The sequence below is a fragment of the Variovorax sp. P4_B10 genome (assembly GCF_056402375.1).
Genome location: NZ_JBFUHN010000005.1, coordinates 63,497 through 78,457, shown reverse-complemented (window position 1 = coordinate 78,457; position 14,961 = coordinate 63,497). Strand labels below are relative to the sequence as shown.

General features: G+C 68.0%; 14 protein-coding genes. 9 read left to right on the top strand and 5 right to left on the bottom strand.

Going from position 1 to position 14,961, the window contains the following annotated elements; all coding sequences use genetic code 11:
* Positions 1–8 precede the first annotated feature (8 nt).
* The 7 genes from AC1DXX_RS04270 to AC1DXX_RS04240 all read left to right on the top strand — a co-directional run bounded on the left by AC1DXX_RS04270 (position 9) and on the right by AC1DXX_RS04240 (position 8,092).
* On the top strand, positions 9–1,625 hold the full coding sequence (locus AC1DXX_RS04270) for an indolepyruvate oxidoreductase subunit beta family protein (RefSeq protein WP_478132921.1): 1,617 nt from the start codon (positions 9–11) through the stop codon (positions 1,623–1,625).
* Positions 1,626–1,670: 45 nt separating this feature from the next.
* Positions 1,671–2,660, top strand: coding sequence for a Bug family tripartite tricarboxylate transporter substrate binding protein (locus AC1DXX_RS04265; protein ID WP_478132920.1), 990 nt, complete (start codon positions 1,671–1,673; stop codon positions 2,658–2,660).
* A 40-nt stretch (positions 2,661–2,700) separates the two neighbouring features.
* On the top strand, positions 2,701–3,120 hold the full coding sequence (locus AC1DXX_RS04260) for an acyl-CoA thioesterase (RefSeq protein WP_478132919.1): 420 nt from the start codon (positions 2,701–2,703) through the stop codon (positions 3,118–3,120).
* 657 nt (positions 3,121–3,777) lie between these two features.
* A complete protein-coding gene (locus AC1DXX_RS04255; RefSeq protein ID WP_478132918.1) occupies positions 3,778–3,987 on the top strand; it encodes a hypothetical protein in 210 nt (69 codons plus the stop codon).
* A 197-nt stretch (positions 3,988–4,184) separates the two neighbouring features.
* The gene (locus AC1DXX_RS04250) at positions 4,185–4,451 is read left to right on the top strand and encodes a hypothetical protein (RefSeq protein ID WP_478132917.1); all 267 of its coding nucleotides are present in this window, start codon (positions 4,185–4,187) and stop codon (positions 4,449–4,451) included.
* Positions 4,452–4,477: 26 nt separating this feature from the next.
* Positions 4,478–7,243 carry a magnesium-translocating P-type ATPase gene (mgtA, locus tag AC1DXX_RS04245; protein WP_478132916.1) on the top strand — a complete coding sequence of 922 codons (2,766 nt, stop codon included), beginning with the start codon at positions 4,478–4,480 and terminating at the stop codon, positions 7,241–7,243.
* 132 nt (positions 7,244–7,375) lie between these two features.
* Positions 7,376–8,092, top strand: a complete 717-nt coding sequence (locus AC1DXX_RS04240; protein WP_478132915.1) for an MgtC/SapB family protein — start codon at positions 7,376–7,378, stop codon at positions 8,090–8,092.
* On the opposite strand, the gene AC1DXX_RS04235 is transcribed toward AC1DXX_RS04240, so the two are convergent.
* A complete protein-coding gene (locus tag AC1DXX_RS04235; protein WP_478132914.1) occupies positions 8,089–9,531 on the bottom strand; it encodes an NAD-dependent succinate-semialdehyde dehydrogenase in 1,443 nt (480 codons plus the stop codon). The two genes, AC1DXX_RS04240 and AC1DXX_RS04235, sit on opposite strands and share 4 nt — an antisense overlap.
* A gap of 243 nt (positions 9,532–9,774) precedes the next feature.
* Between AC1DXX_RS04235 and AC1DXX_RS04230 the strand changes: the two genes are divergently transcribed.
* Positions 9,775–10,362: an LURP-one-related family protein gene (locus tag AC1DXX_RS04230; RefSeq protein WP_478132913.1), complete on the top strand. Its 588-nt coding sequence runs from the start codon at positions 9,775–9,777 to the stop codon at positions 10,360–10,362.
* Between the two features lie 9 nt (positions 10,363–10,371).
* On the opposite strand, the gene AC1DXX_RS04225 is transcribed toward AC1DXX_RS04230, so the two are convergent.
* The 3 genes from AC1DXX_RS04225 to xdhC all read right to left on the bottom strand — a co-directional run bounded on the left by AC1DXX_RS04225 (position 10,372) and on the right by xdhC (position 14,001).
* Positions 10,372–11,712 (bottom strand): glycerate kinase type-2 family protein, encoded by a 1,341-nt coding sequence (locus AC1DXX_RS04225; RefSeq protein ID WP_478132912.1) that lies wholly within the window; start codon positions 11,710–11,712, stop codon positions 10,372–10,374.
* A 62-nt stretch (positions 11,713–11,774) separates the two neighbouring features.
* On the bottom strand, positions 11,775–12,980 hold the full coding sequence (locus AC1DXX_RS04220) for a urate hydroxylase PuuD (RefSeq protein ID WP_478132911.1): 1,206 nt from the start codon (positions 12,978–12,980) through the stop codon (positions 11,775–11,777).
* Between the two features lie 214 nt (positions 12,981–13,194).
* Positions 13,195–14,001: a xanthine dehydrogenase accessory protein XdhC gene (gene xdhC / locus AC1DXX_RS04215; protein ID WP_478132910.1), complete on the bottom strand. Its 807-nt coding sequence runs from the start codon at positions 13,999–14,001 to the stop codon at positions 13,195–13,197.
* 53 nt (positions 14,002–14,054) lie between these two features.
* On the opposite strand from xdhC, the gene AC1DXX_RS04210 reads away from it, so the two are divergent.
* Positions 14,055–14,555: a hypothetical protein gene (locus AC1DXX_RS04210; protein WP_478132909.1), complete on the top strand. Its 501-nt coding sequence runs from the start codon at positions 14,055–14,057 to the stop codon at positions 14,553–14,555.
* 2 nt (positions 14,556–14,557) lie between these two features.
* Here the strand turns inward: AC1DXX_RS04210 and uraH are convergent, their stop codons facing one another.
* Positions 14,558–14,908, bottom strand: a complete 351-nt coding sequence (gene uraH / locus AC1DXX_RS04205; RefSeq protein ID WP_478132908.1) for a hydroxyisourate hydrolase — start codon at positions 14,906–14,908, stop codon at positions 14,558–14,560.
* Positions 14,909–14,961: the final 53 nt, after the last annotated feature.

Sequence of the window (14,961 nt, the reverse complement as noted above, 5' to 3'; positions counted from 1 at the left end):
GCGAAGACATGAAACAGAACCGCCCCATCACCCTGCTCGTCTGCGCCCTCGGCGGCGAAGGCGGCGGCGTGCTCACCGAATGGCTGGTGGACACCGCCCGCCATGCCGGCTACGCCGCACAGAGCACCTCGATTCCCGGCGTGGCGCAGCGCACCGGCGCCACCACCTACTACATCGAGGTGTTCCCCGTGCCGATCGCGCAGCTCGGCGGCAAGCGCCCGGTGTTCAGCCTGAGCCCGGTGCCGGGCGCGCTCGACGCGATCGTCTCGTCGGAGCTGCTCGAAACCGCGCGCCAGATCGGCAACGGCATGAGCGCGCCGCTGCGCACGCTGGTCGTCAGCTCGTCGGCGCGCATCCTCACCACCGCCGAGCGCATGGAGCCGGGCGACGGCCGCGCCGATGCGCAGCGCCTGCTCGACGTGGTCAAGGCCTTCAGCCGCGAGCACCATGTGTTCGACATGAACGCCATCGCGCGCGACACCGGCACGGTGGTCAGTGCGGTGATGCTCGGTGCCATTGCGGGCAGCGGTCTGTTCCCGTTCCCGCGCAGTGCCTACGAACACGTGGTGCGCGGCGGCGACGCCAGCGCGCACCGGACGCTGGGCAAGGCGGCCGCCGCCAGCCTGCGCGGCTTTGCGGCCGCCTTCGACGCCGTGGGCACGCCCCGGGCACAGGCCGCCTTCGTGAGCGGCGTGATGGCCGGCGACACCAGCGATGCGCCACCACCGGCGCGCGCCCTGCCCGATGAACTGGCGCGGCGTTTTCCGCCGGCCGTGCACGACACGCTCGCGCTCGGCCATGCCCGCGTGCTCGACTACCAGGATGCCGCCTACGCCGCGCTCTACGCCGAGCGGCTGGGCAAGGTGCTCGATGCCGAACGCGCCACCGATCCGGCCGGCGCCCAGGGCTTCGCCATCACCCGCGAGGCGGCACGCTGGCTCGCGCTGTGGATGGCCTTCGACGACATCGTGCGCGTGGCCGCATTGAAAGGCCGTGCGAGCCGCGCGCAGCGCGTGCGGCAGGAAGTGCGTGCCACCGACGAAGACATCGTGAAGGTCTACGACCACTTCAAGCCCGGCGCGGCCGAGTTCGCCGCGCTGCTGCCGCCCGCACTTTCGCGCCGCGTGACGGCGTGGGACCGGGGCCGGCAGGCGCGCGGCCGGGAGCCTTGGGCGCTGCCGCTCAAGGTGGGCAGCCACTCGGTGTTCGGTATGGCTTCGCTGCGGCTCCTGTCTTCGCTGAAGTGGCTGCGCCGTCGCGGCAATCGCTTTGCCGAGGAGCAGGCGCTGATCGAACGCTGGCTCGCGGCCGTGGAGACCGGCACGCGCGAAGCCTGGGCGCTGGGCCACGAACTTGCGCTGTGCGGCCGGCTCATCAAGGGCTACGGCAGCACCAACGAGCGCGGCAAGCACAACCTGCTGCACGTGATCGACGAACTCGCAGGCCGTGCAACGCTGCCCGCACCGACGCGCGCCGAGGCGATTGCCGCGGCGCGCGAAGCAGCCCTGGCCGACGAGGGCGGCAAGGCGCTCGACGCCGCGCTGGTGCGCCACGGCGCCGCGCCGCGGCCGGTGCAGGCGCAGGCTATCCGCTGGATGAAACGGCCGCCGTCCACCTCCGCCTGATCCCGCCCGATCCAGATTTTCATAACAACCCAGGAGACACGACACATGCCCCACTCCGCCCTTCCCTGGCAGCGACGCCTGCTGTTCACCGCCGCCTGCGCGCTGCTGGCCTGCGCGCACGCACAGACGCATGCCGACACATGGCCCGCCAGGCCGATCAAGGTGATCGTCAACTTCCCGCCCGGGGGCGCCGCCGACCAGATCGCGCGCGCGGTCTCGCAGCCGCTGCAGGAGGCGCTCAAGCAACCCGTGGTGATCGAAAACCGCGCGGGCGCCAACGGCAACGTCGGGGGCGAGGCCGTGGCGCGCTCACCCGCCGACGGCTACACGCTGCTCATGAGCTCGGGCGGCATGGTGTCGGTGAACCCGCACCTGTATTCGCGCATGAGCTTCGATCCGGCGAAGGACCTGGTGCCGGTGGCGGCGGCGGCGCGCGTGCTGGTGTTTCTGGTGACCAGGCCCTCGCTGCCGCCCGCGAATGTGCGCGAGTTCATCTCGTACGCCAAGGCCAACCCGGGCAAGCTGTCGTACGGCTCGCCGGGCAGCGGCAGCTCGCCGCACCTGGCCGGCGAGATGTTCAAGAGCCAGGCAGGCCTCTTCGCGCTGCACGTGCCCTACCGCGGCGCGGCGCCTGCATTGCAGGACCTGCTGGCAGGCCAGATCGACTACGCCTTCGACCCTGGCATCGGCCTGCAGCAGGTTCGCGCCGGCAAGCTCCGGCTGCTGGCGGTGGGCAGCCCGCACCGCTCGCCGCTCTTTCCCGATGTGCCCACGCTCGACGAGGTCGGGCTGCGCGGCTTCGACGCCGACACCGTGTTCGGCTTCTACGCGCCCGCGGGCACGCCGCCGGCGGTGGTGGCGCAGCTCAATGCGCAGATCAACAGCGCGCTCGCGCTGCCGGCCGTGAAGGAGCGCATCGCCTCGCTCGGGGGCGAAGCAGTGCCGGGCTCGCCGGCCGAGTTCCAGCAGCGCGCGGCGGCCGATTCGCAACGCTTCGGCGCGCTGATCCGCGACCGGAAGATCGTCGCGGACTGAGCGCGCGCATCGCCCCGTGGTTGCCGACGAGAATGAACCGATGAGCAGCACCAAGGAAATCACCTACACCACGCGCGTCGAGTTCGGCGACTGCGACCCGGCCGGCATCGTCTGGTTCCCCAACTTCTTCCGCTGGATCGATGCGGCCTCGCGCCACTTCTTCGCGGAATGCGGCGTGCCACGCTGGGAGGAAACGGCGCAGACGCTGGGCGTGATCGGCACGCCTCTGGTAGACACGCACACCCGCTTCGTGAAAGCCGCGAGCTACGGCGACACGCTGCAGATCGCGGTGCGCATCACCGAGTGGCGCGACAAGAGCTTCGTGCAGACCTACCGCGTGACGCGCGGCGAAGACCTGATCCTCGAATGCGAAGAAGTGCGGATCTTCGGCGCGAAGCGTGAAGGCGGCGGCATCCGCGCGGTGCCGATTCCGCCGAACATCCGCGCGCTCTGCGCGTAGGCCGGTCAGCGCGCCTCGGCCTGCAGTTTGGCGAGAAGGCCGTCGACGCCGCGCTCGGAAACCTTGCTTGTCGATTCGTCGCGTTGCTGTTTTGCATGGAGTGCGTGAGCTGTGGCGCTGCGCTCATCGTGCGCAGGGCACCGGGTGCTCCCCGCAGCGAAATAAAGGAGCGAAGCGGGGGACATTCGCGGAGGGGAGCACCCGGTGTCCTGTGCACGCACCCCGAACACTGTGCCCGTTTCATGCATCGAGGGTCTGAGATGGTTTTTTCATCGAATTGAAAGCCGGTTGAAAGGTTGCGAGGCGGAATCGCAACATTGAGGCGATAACGACCATGATGGCATTGCAGGACATGGCCGAAAAGGTTGACGCTCTTTGTGATGCGGTGCAACAATCTTGCATCTTTACTTCGGAGCCCCGTGCGTGGACAGTGCCAGTTGGATCAGTGACAAGACGCGTGCCTCGGCAGGCGTGACACATCCGGCCCTCTAGCGCAGGCTTCTCCCGCGCTGTGGCCGCCGTGCACGCAGCGTGATCCTCTTGCTTCTTCGGCAAGCGGTTCTCTCCCTTCCGATTTCCGTCGTTCTCGTCACTGGCTTTTTCAGTCAGCTCGCGTGTGTCCGTGCACGAGGCCCTTCATCGCGAAGGAGCCTTGTCATGCGTCAATCTCAACCTCGTCAGCAGCAACAGCAACAGCCGCCGATGCAGCAACCCGTTCGCCCGCCGGCGCACGTGCCTGCGCGCGCAGTCACGGCGCAGGACGTCGAGAACGAAACGCTGGACCGGGCCGCCGCGCTCTGGACCACACGGCGCATCCGCAGCTTCTTCCTGCTGCTCGAGCAACCGCCCCGCACGGCGCACCGCTGACGACGCGCCCGCAGGACCGCAACGCAGATCGCAAGGAGGCCACCATGGACCCAGACCCTCGCTGGCGCCGTAGCGCGCCCCCTCCATTGCCACCCACCCCCACAACGCAGCGCGCCGTGCTGCGGAAGATTCCTGCCGGCTGATTGAAGCGGGAGGTTCCTTCCTTCGCGGCTCGTTGCCCCGAAGGAGAACCTCCCATGACCCGCGAACGCCTGCGGCGCGTCGTGCGGACGGCCACGGCCGCCCGCCCCGACGGACCCCGCTTCTATCCCCAACGTCCCTCGCCGCGCCTCTGGGCGGCATACCCCTGCGGCCTCGCGGCAACGCAGACGCATGCCGCCGGCGTGCGCTGGACGCCGCTGCCGGCGGCGAGCGTCGCCCCGAGCCGCGCGCAAAACCTTCTTCTTCGCATCGACGCACCGGCCTGGTGGACGCTGGGCCTCACCTGGGCCTTCGCACGCTGACCCGATCCCCTCGAGGAGAAAACAAAATGAAGAACGTCCTGAAGTCCTTTTTCGAGAGCTTCCTGCGCAGCCGTCACATGCTGCATCACTTCGAGCGCTGGCAGACGATGCTGGGCTCGAAGCCCGTCGGCGTGGCCTCGGCCAGCATGCCGCCCGACATTGCCAAGGCACTGGCCACGGCATCGCGCACCGATGCCGGCGAAATGCTCGTCAGGCTCGACAGCTCGCCGCGCGGCCTGAGCGAAGGCCATGCGCAGGTGCTGCGCAAGCGCCTGGGCAGCAACGAGGTGCGCCACGAGCAGCCGCTGCCCTGGTGGACGCACCTGTGGCAGTGCTACCGCAACCCGTTCAACCTGCTGCTGACGGTGCTGGCGCTGGTCTCCTACGTCACCGAGGACATGAAGGCCACGCTCGTGATCGGCAGCATGGTGGTGCTGTCGACGGTGCTGCGCTTCCTGCAGGAGTCGCGCTCCAACAAGGCGGCCGACCGGCTCAAGGCGATGGTGAGCAACACCGCCACGGTGCTGCGGCCCGCGCCGGGCCGCAAGGCCGGCGCCGCGGGCGATGAAGGCTTCGACACCACGCACGCCGGCACGGTGCGCGTCGAGGTTCCGATGCGCGACCTCGTGCCGGGCGAGGTAATCGCGCTCTCGGCCGGCGACATGATCCCGGCCGACTGCCGGGTGCTGACCGCCAAGGACCTGTTCATCAGCCAGTCGGCACTGACGGGCGAGGCCATGCCGGTCGAAAAATTCACCATCGACCGCGGCGACCACGAAGCCGGCGTGCTCGAACGCGAGAACCTGCTCTTCATGGGCACCAACGTGATCAGCGGCACCGCCACTGCGCTCATCGTGCACACCGGCGACCGCACCTTCTTCGGCGCCCTCGCGCAGCGCGTGACGGCCACCGACCGCGGCACCAGCGCCTTCCAGGCCGGCATCAACCGCGTGAGCTGGGTGCTGATCCGCTTCATGCTGGTGATGGCGCCGCTGGTGCTGGTGATCAACGGCGTGGCCAAGGGCGACTGGTGGGAGGCGGCGCTGTTCGCGCTGTCGATCGCGGTCGGCCTCACGCCCGAGATGCTGCCGATGATCGTGACCGCCACGCTCGCCAAGGGCGCGGTCGTGATGTCGCGCCAGAAGRTGATCGTGAAGCGGCTCGAAGCGATCCACAACTTCGGCGCGATGGATGTGCTCTGCACGGACAAGACCGGCACGCTGACGCAGGACCGGATCGTGCTCGAGCGCCACACCAACGCCTGGGGCGAAGGCTCGGACCATGTGCTGCGGCTCGCCTACCTGAACAGCTTTCACCAGACGGGACTGAAGAACCTGCTCGACAAGGCCGTGCTGAACCACGCCGAGATGCAGCCCGAGACGCGGCTGCAGACGGCCTACCGCAAGATCGACGAGGTGCCCTTCGACTTCTCGCGCCGCCGCATGTCGGTGGTGGTGGAGAACGGCGGCAGCGAGCATCTGCTGATCTGCAAGGGCGCGCTGGAAGAGATCCTGTCGGTGTGCACTGCCGTCGAGCGCGGCGCCGAAGTGCTGGCGCTCGATGCCGAGCTGCTCGCGCGCATCCACCGCGTGGCGTCGGAGCTCAACGAACAGGGCCTGCGCGTGGTGGCCGTGGCCAGCCGCACGCTGAAGGCCGAGGCGCGCAAGCCCGCCTACGGCGTGGCCGACGAATCGTCGCTCACGCTGCTGGGGTACGTGGCCTTTCTCGATCCGCCGAAGGAGTCGACCGCACCCGCACTGCGCGCGCTGGCCGAGCACGGCGTGGCGGTGAAGGTGCTGACGGGCGACAACGAACTGGTCACGCGCAAGGTCTGCGGCGACGTGGGCATCGATGCCGGCCACATCGTGCTCGGCCGTGAGATCGAGGAGCTGAGCGACGCCGAACTGCGCGCACTGGTCGAGCAGCACCAGGTGTTCGCCAAGCTCACGCCGGCGCACAAGGAGCGCATCGTGCACGCGCTGCACGCCAACGGGCACGTGGTCGGCTTCATGGGCGACGGCATCAACGACGCACCAGCCCTGCGTGCGGCCGACATCGGCATCTCGGTGGACGGCGCGGTGGACGTGGCCAAGGAATCGGCCGACATCATCCTGCTGGAGAAGAGCCTGATGGTGCTGGAGCAAGGCGTAGTCGAAGGCCGCCGTACCTTCGCCAACATGCTCAAGTACATCAAGCTCACCGCGAGCTCGAATTTCGGCAATGTGTTCTCGGTGCTGGTGGCGAGTGCCTTCCTTCCGTTCCTGCCAATGCTGCCGCTGCACCTGCTGGTGCAGAACCTGCTGTACGACGTGTCGCAGATCGCGATTCCGTTCGACAACGTGGACGAGGAATTCCTCAAGACGCCGCAGCGCTGGAACCCGGCCGACCTGGGGCGCTTCATGGTGTTCTTCGGGCCGCTGAGCTCGGTGTTCGACATCCTGACCTACACGGTGATGTGGTTCGTGTTCGCGGCCAACACGGTAGAGCACCAGACCCTTTTCCAATCGGGCTGGTTCGTCGAGGGGCTGCTGTCGCAGACGCTGATCGTTCACCTGATCCGCACGCGCAAGATCCCGTTCCTGCAAAGCCGCGCGGCCTGGCCGCTGCTGATCATGGGCGCGGCGATCGCTGCGGTGGGCATCTGGCTGCCGATGGGGCCGCTCGCGCACTACTTCAAGCTGCAGGCGCTGCCGCTGATGTATTTCCCGTGGCTGGTGGCGATGCTGGTCGGCTATGCGGTGCTGACGCAGACGGTGAAGGGGTGGTATGCGCGGCGGTATGGGTGGCAGTGAAGACCAGGCGCGTTTGTTCAGGGCGCGTGCACAGCTGTAGTGCTGGCCGATCAACCAGTGCTCTGGGCGAAAGCTACACGCAGATGACACCCAAGTCCCGCAAACTGGCGCGAACATCGAAAGACACATCGGATGCAAGCCATTCAAAACTTCAACCTGCCCTCGCTGCTCGACACCTTCGTCAGCGTAGCGGTCGCCTTCGCACTCGGCTCGCTGATCGGCCTGGAGCGCCAGATACGGCAGCGCGCCGCGGGCCTGCGCACCAACACGCTCGTGGCGGTGGGTGCGGCGGTGTTCGTCGACATGGCGAATCGGCTGCACGGTCACGATGGGGCCGTGCATGTGGCGGCCTACGTGGTCTCGGGCATCGGCTTTCTGGGGGCGGGCGCGATCATGAAGGAAGGCACCAACATCACGGGCCTGAACACGGCGGCCACGCTGTGGGGGTCGGCGGCGGTGGGCGCCTGCGCGGGTGCGGACCTGATCGGCGAAGCGATGATCGCCGCGCTGTTCGTGCTGGCCAGCAACACGCTGCTGCTGCCGGTGGTGAACCGCATCAACCGCCGTCCGATCAATGAAGAATCGAGCGAGGCGACCTACACGGTGCGGGTGATCTGCTCGCGCGCAGCACGGCCCGAGGTGATGGACCAGCTCCTGCTGTTGCTCGAAGCCGCGAACTACCCGGTGCGCGATGTCGACCAGCACGCCTTCGGGCCGGCCGACACGGAAATCGAAGCGACGCTGTACGCCACCGCGGTCGAGCCCTTGGAACTCGACCAGGTGATTACAGAACTCGAAGCGCTGAGTGGCGTCCAGCAAGCGTTCTGGAACGCCAGCGCCGAGGACTAGACGCCGAGGATCGAAACGGCCTTGGTGTTCAGGTAGGCCTCGAGCGCCTCGGGGCCGCCTTCCGAGCCGTAGCCCGAATCCTTTACGCCGCCGAACGGCATTTCAGGCGACGGGGTGGCCGGCTGGTTGATCCACAGCATGCCGAGTTCGAGCTTCTGGCTCAGCAGGTGCGCGCTCTTGATCGACTTGGTGAAGGCGTAGCCGGCCAGGCCGAACGGCAGGCGGTTGGCTTCGGCGATTGCTTCCTCGAGCGTGTCGAAACCGCGGATCGCGGCGATCGGGCCGAAGGGTTCGTTGTTGAACACGTCGGCGTCGAGCGGCACGTCGGTCAGCACGGTCGGGGCGAAGAAGTTGCCCGAGTCGCCGACGCGTTCGCCGCCGGCGGCCACGGTCGCGCCCTTCTTGCGCGCGTCTTCCAGCACATGGGCCAAGGCAGTGAGGCGGCGCGCATTGGCCAGCGGGCCGAGGGTCGTGCCTTCGGCGAGGCCGTCGCCGAGCTTCAGGCCTTCGGTGTACTTGACCAGCGTGCGCGCGAACTCCTCGCGCAGGCTGTTGTGCACCAGAAAGCGGGTCGGCGAAATGCAGACCTGGCCCGCATTGCGGAACTTGGCGGCGCCGGCAGCCTTGACGGCCAGCGCCACGTCGGCGTCTTCGGCCACGATCACCGGGGCGTGGCCGCCCAGCTCCATCGTGACGCGCTTCATGTGCGAGCCGGCCAGCGCGGCCAGCTGCTTGCCGACCGGGGTGGAACCGGTGAAAGTGACCTTGCGGATGATCGGGTGCGAGATCAGGTAGTTCGAGATTTCGGCCGGGTTGCCGAACACGAGGCCCACGGTGCCGGGCGGAATGCCGGCGTCAACAAAGGCTTGCAGCAGCGCGGCGGGCGATGCCGGGGTTTCTTCAGGCGCCTTCACCAGGAACGAGCAGCCGGTGGCCAGCGCGGCGCCGAGCTTGCGCACGATCTGGTTGATCGGGAAGTTCCACGGCGTGAACGCGGCGACGGGGCCGAGCGGCTCCTTCAGCACGAGCTGCTGCGCCGCCAGGTTGCGCGAGGGCACGATGCGGCCGTAGACGCGGCGGCCTTCGTCGGCGAACCATTCGATGATGTCGGCGGCGGCCAGCGTCTCGCCCTTGGCTTCGGCCAGCGGCTTGCCTTGCTCCTGCGTCAGCAGCTTGGCGATGTCGGGGGCGCGCTCGCGGATCAGGCCGGCGGCGCGGCGCATGACGGCGGCCCGCTCGTTGGCGGGGGTGTTGCGCCACTTTTCAAAGCCGCGCTGGGCGGCAGCCAGGGCACGGTCGAGGTCGGCGATGCTGGCATGCGCCACCTTGCCGATGGCCTTGCCGGTGGCGGGGTTCACGACGTCCAGGGTCTTGCCGCCGGTGGCGTCGACCCATTCGTTGTCGATCAGCAGGCGGGTGTCGGTGTAGGTGGCGGTCATGGCGAACTTTTCCTTCGGGGACTGGATGATGAAAAGAAGAATGGGGAATTCTGGATGTGCTGCGCGGCGCGGCACCCGGGGGGATGCGCCGGCGACAACGGCAGCCACAGGCCGCCGGGGGCATAGGTTAACCCGAGTTCGCAAACCCCGCCCCGCCACCGGTCACGGACGGGGAACGGGGCCGTCATTCGCGCCGAACATAATCCCGCCACACCAATACACACAGAGGACCGAGGGAAATCCATGCACGCAGCACTGCGCAACAACCTGTTTTTCATCAAGGAACACGTCGGCATCTTCAAGGCGGCCAACAACTACGACGTCTTCGACCCGCATTCGCAGCAGAAGATTCTGGAGTGCCGCGAGCCGAACCTCGGCTTCCTCAGCAAGCTGCTGCGCTTCACCGACTACAAGCGCTTCACGCCTTTCGACGTGGTGGTGTCGACGCCCGAGGGGCAGAAAGTGCTGTCGGTCAAGCGCGGCGTTTCCATCTTCCTGTCGAAGGTGCAGGTGCTGGACGGCAACGACCGGGTCGTCGGTTCGTTCAGGCAGAAGCTCTTCTCCATCGGCGGCAAGTTCGACGTGCTCGACGCACAGGAGCAGATCGCCTGCACGCTCAAGGGCAAGTGGACCAGCTGGGATTTCCGCTTCGTGCAGGGCAGCGCCGAATTCGCCGCCGTGTCCAAGAAATGGGCGGGGCTGGGCAAGGAGCTCTTCACCACCGCCGACAACTACATGCTGTCGATCGACCCGGGCGTGCCAGCCAACGACGCCCGCCGCCTGCTGATCATGGCGGCGGTGATGTGCATCGACATGGTGCTGAAGGAGTAAGAAGGCCCCTTACAACACCAGCAGCGCGCGGAAGTCGTTGACGTTGGTGTTCGTCGGCCCCGTCACGAACAGGTCGCCGATGGCGTCGAAGTAGCCGTAGGCGTCGTTGCGGTCGAGGTGGTCCGACAGCTTCTTGCCCGCAGCTGTCGCGCGCGCCAGCGTGTCGGGCGCGACGAAGGCGCCGGCGTTGTCTTCCACGCCGTCGATGCCATCGGTGTCGGCGGCCAGCGCCCAGACCTGCGGCTGGCCCATGAGCGCGCCGGCCAGCCCCATGCAGAACTCGCCGGCCCGGCCGCCGCGGCCCTTGGCCTGGCCCGGCTGGCGCGGTCGGATCGTGACGGTGGTTTCGCCGCCCGAGAGGATCACGCAAGGCCGTGCGAACGGCTGGCCGCGGTGCGCCACGGCGCGGGCCAGCGCGGCATGCACCTTGCCGACCTCGCGCGACTCGCCCTCGATCTCGTCGCTGAGGATGTGCGCCTCGATGCCGGCCGCGCGCGCTGCCGTGGCCGCGGCTTCGAGCGACTGCTGGGGCGTGGCGATCATGTGGGTCTCGTGGCCCGCGAAGGCCGCGTCGTTCGGCTTCGGCGTTTCGAGCCCGCCGCTTTCAAGCTGGGCGCGCACGGGTGCGGGCACCTCGATGCCATAGCGGTCGAGGATGGCGAGCGCATCGGCGCAGGTGGTCGCGTCGGGCACCGTGGGGCCGCTCGCGATGACGGCCGCGTCGTCGCCCGGCACGTCGCTGATGGTGAGCGTCACCACGCGCGCCGGGGCGCAGGCCGCCGCCAGCCGGCCGCCCTTGATGCGCGACAGGTGCTTGCGCACGCAGTTCATCTCGCCGATGCCGGCGCCGCTGTCGAGCAGCTGCTTGTTGATGCGCTGCTTGTCGGCCAGCGTCAAGCCCTCGGCCGGCAGCACCAGCAGCGAGGAGCCACCGCCAGAGATCAGGCACAGCACGAGGTCGTCGGCCGTGAGGCCTTGCGCCAGGGCCAGGATGCGCTCGGCCGCCTGCTGCCCCGCTGCATCGGGCACCGGGTGCGCGGCCTCGACGAGCTCGATGCGCTGCGGCACGCCTTCGGGGCGCGGCGGAATGTGGTCGTAGCGCGTGACGACGAGGCCCGAGAGCGGCGCATCGGCCGGCCACAGGGCTTCGAGCGCCTGCACCATCGAACCGCCGGCCTTGCCGGCGCCGAGCACCAGCGTGCGCCCCTTGGGCGGCGGCGGCAAGTGGGCGCCCAGCGTGGACAGCGGCAGCGCGCGATCCACCGCCACGCGGTAGAGGTGTTCGAGGAAGGCGCGCGGTGCTTCGCGCGGGTCGGGTGCGGGCACTAAGGCCGGGTTCGATGCGGTCATGGCTTGCTTGTCTCCATCCGGCGATTGTGCGGGGAGCGGTGGCCCGCCCTCTTGACCGCGGTCTAGTTTGTCTTTGCGCCGGCCTGGAACCAGCGGCTGATGAGGGCACGCTCGTCGTCCGTGATGCCGGTCGCGTTGTTCATCGGCATGATCTTGGTCACCACGACCTGCTGGTAGATCGCCTGCGCATGCGCCGTCACCTGGTCGGGCGTATCGACGCGCACGTTCTTCATCTGCACGGCCGCACCATGGCACATGAAGCAGCGCTGCTCCAGCACCTTCTGCACGTCCTTGTACGCCACGGCGGGCGCCGCCGCGGCGGCCACGGGCGCGGCAGCCGGCTCGGGCTTCATCCAGACGATGCTGAGGCCCAGCACCACGATGCCGATCAGCGCATAGGGCAGCGGATTGCCCGCGTTGCCGAGCTTGAAGCGGTGGCGCACCACGAAGAACTGGCGAATGGCCGCACCGCCGAGCATGATCAAGAGCAGCACGATCCAGTTGTACTTGTGCGTGTAGGTGAAGCTGTAGTGGTTGCTCAGCATCGCGAACAGCACGGGCAGCGTGAAGTAGGTGTTGTGCACGCTGCGTTGCTTGCCGCGCTGGCCGTGCACCGGATCGACCGGACGGCCTTCGCGCAGCGCCTGCACGTTCTTGCGCTGGCCCGGGATGATCCAGAAGAACACGTTGCCGCTCATCGTGGTGGCCATCATGGCGCCCACGAGCAGGAAAGCCGCGCGGCCCGCGAACCACTGGCAAGCCAGCCAGGTCGCGAAGACGATGAAGATCGCGATCAGCACGCCGACGATGGTGTCGCCGTTCTTGCGGCGGCCGAAGATCTGGCAGATGCCGTCGTAGACCATCCAGAACACGACGAAGAAAGCAAGCGCCACGCCGATGGCGGCGCCGGGCTGCCAGTCCATCTTCGACTTGTCGATCAGGTAGGTGCTCGCGTTCCACAGGTACGACATGGTGAAGAGCGCGAACCCGGTGATCCAGGTCGAATAGCTCTCCCAGTACGACCAGTGCAGATGGTCCGGCAGCTTCTTGGGCGCCAGCGTGTACTTCTGCATGTTGTAGAAGCCGCCGCCGTGCACGGCCCACTGCTCGCCGCCCACGCCCTTGTCGAGCGACTCGGGGTCCTGCGGCTTCTCGAGGCTGTTGTCCAGCATCACGAAGTAGAAGGAGGCGCCGATCCAGGCGATGGCGGTGATGACGTGGACCCAGCGCAGCAGCAGGTTGGCCCAGTCGAGGTAGTAGCTTTCCATGTGCTCTCTCTCAGCCCTGTGCGCGCATGGGGGCGTCGCCAAGGGATTTCAGCCTGCTCACCACTGCGGGCGCTGTAAGCAGAGAAAGTGCCGCGAACGCAGGCTCCGTGGATTGGGCCTCGCTCCGCTGCGGCTTGTTGTGGACCGAAAGTGTATACAGTTTTGGCAAAGGGCGGGATGCTTTTTTGGGGCGTCGCCGCCGGGAAAACCCTGTTCAGCCCAGCGATTGCAACAACTGTGCCGCCACCGCGACCGCGATCACCTCGGGCTCCTTGCCGGTGATGCCGGGCACGCCGATCGGGCAGGTGATGCGGGCCAGCTCGTCGGCGCTGAAGCCGCGGGCTTCGAGCCGATGGCTGAAGGTGGCCCACTTCGTCTTGCTGCCGATCAGGCCGATGTACGGCAGGTCGCCGTGCGTGCGCAGGCGCTTCAGGCAGGCGATGACGATGTCGAGGTCTTCGGCGTGGCTGAAGCTCATGATCAGCACGCGGCTGCCCGGCGCGAGCGCGGCCACGGCGTCCTGCACGGGCTCGGAATGCTCGGTGTCGATCTGCGCGGGCAGCGCATCGGGGAACACGCCGTCGCGGCTGTCGATCCAGCGCACCGAGAACGGCAGCGCGGCCAGCAGGCGCGCAAGCGCGGCGCCCACGTGGCCGCCGCCGAACAGCGCCACCGGCTCGAGCTGCGCGACCAGTTCGCGCTGCAGCGCCGGTGCATCGGCCGCCGTGACGCGACGGTACGAAAGAAACATCACGCCGCCGCAGCACTGGCCCAGGCTGGGGCCGAGCGGATAGCGCCGGATGCCGTCGATGGTCCGCTTGCCGGCCAGCAGCTCGCGCGCTTCCTGCGTGGCCTGGAACTCGAGCTGGCCGCCGCCGATGGTGGCCGTGAGGCCTTCGGCCCACACCGCCATCCAGGTGCCGGCCTCGCGCGGCGCCGAGCCCTGCGTGGACTCGACACGCACCAGCACCGCGTCTTCTTTTCGGAGACGCGCCAGCAGTTGATCGACCGCACCGCTCATTGCCGATACCTTCGGTTGCCGGGCCCGCGAGGACTCACGGTATAAACCCATCGATGAATCGTCAGCTTACGCCGCGCCGCCTTGCCCTGGCGGCATCCGTCATTTCCGCACTCTGGCTCGCCGGCTGCGGGAGCCCCGGGACCGTTCCCGGCCAGTTGAGCGCGGCCAAGGCCGAACAGGGTGCGGCCGCCCCGGTGTCGCGCGGATCGAATGCGGCCAATGCGCGCGACTACCGCCGCGACGCAGCGCGCCACATCTACGACGCCAACAGGTCGCGCATCTACAGTGGCCAGCTGCCGCCGATGCTCTATGCGGTCGGTACCCTGCAGGTCCACCTCGATGCCGGCGGCAAGGTGCTGTCGATGCACTGGCTGCGCGCACCCAAGCATGCGCCCGAGGTCATCGCCGAGATCGAGCGCATGGTGCTGAAGGCCGCGCCCTTCCCCGCCGCCAGCCGCCTCGGCGCGGTGACATGGACCGACACCTGGCTCTGGGACAAGAGCGGGCGCTTCCAGCTGGACACCCTCACCGAAGGGCAGCAGCAAGGCGACTGACATCAAGACCCGCGGTACGTGGAGTAGCTCCACGGGCTGACGAGCAGCGGCACGTGGTAGTGCTGGTCGGTGTGCGCCACGCCGAAATCCAGCGAGACCTTGTTCAGGAAATTGGGCTCCGGCAGCTTCACGCCGCGCGTCTTGAAGTAGCCCGCCACGTCGAACACCAGCCGGTAGGTGCCGGCCTTCAGCGAGTCGTTGTCGTAGAGCGGCCCGTCGCTGCGGCCGTCCGAATTCAGCGTGAAGCGCTTCACCAGCGTCGCGGCGTCGCCGTCGGTGGTGTACAGCGCCACCTCCATGCCGGCAGCGGGGCCGCCGTGCATCGTGTCCAGTACGTGAGTGCTCAGGCCCATGGGGCGCTCCTTCAAAGAGGGGATCGGGTGCGGGAAATTCCGGTGGACAAAAG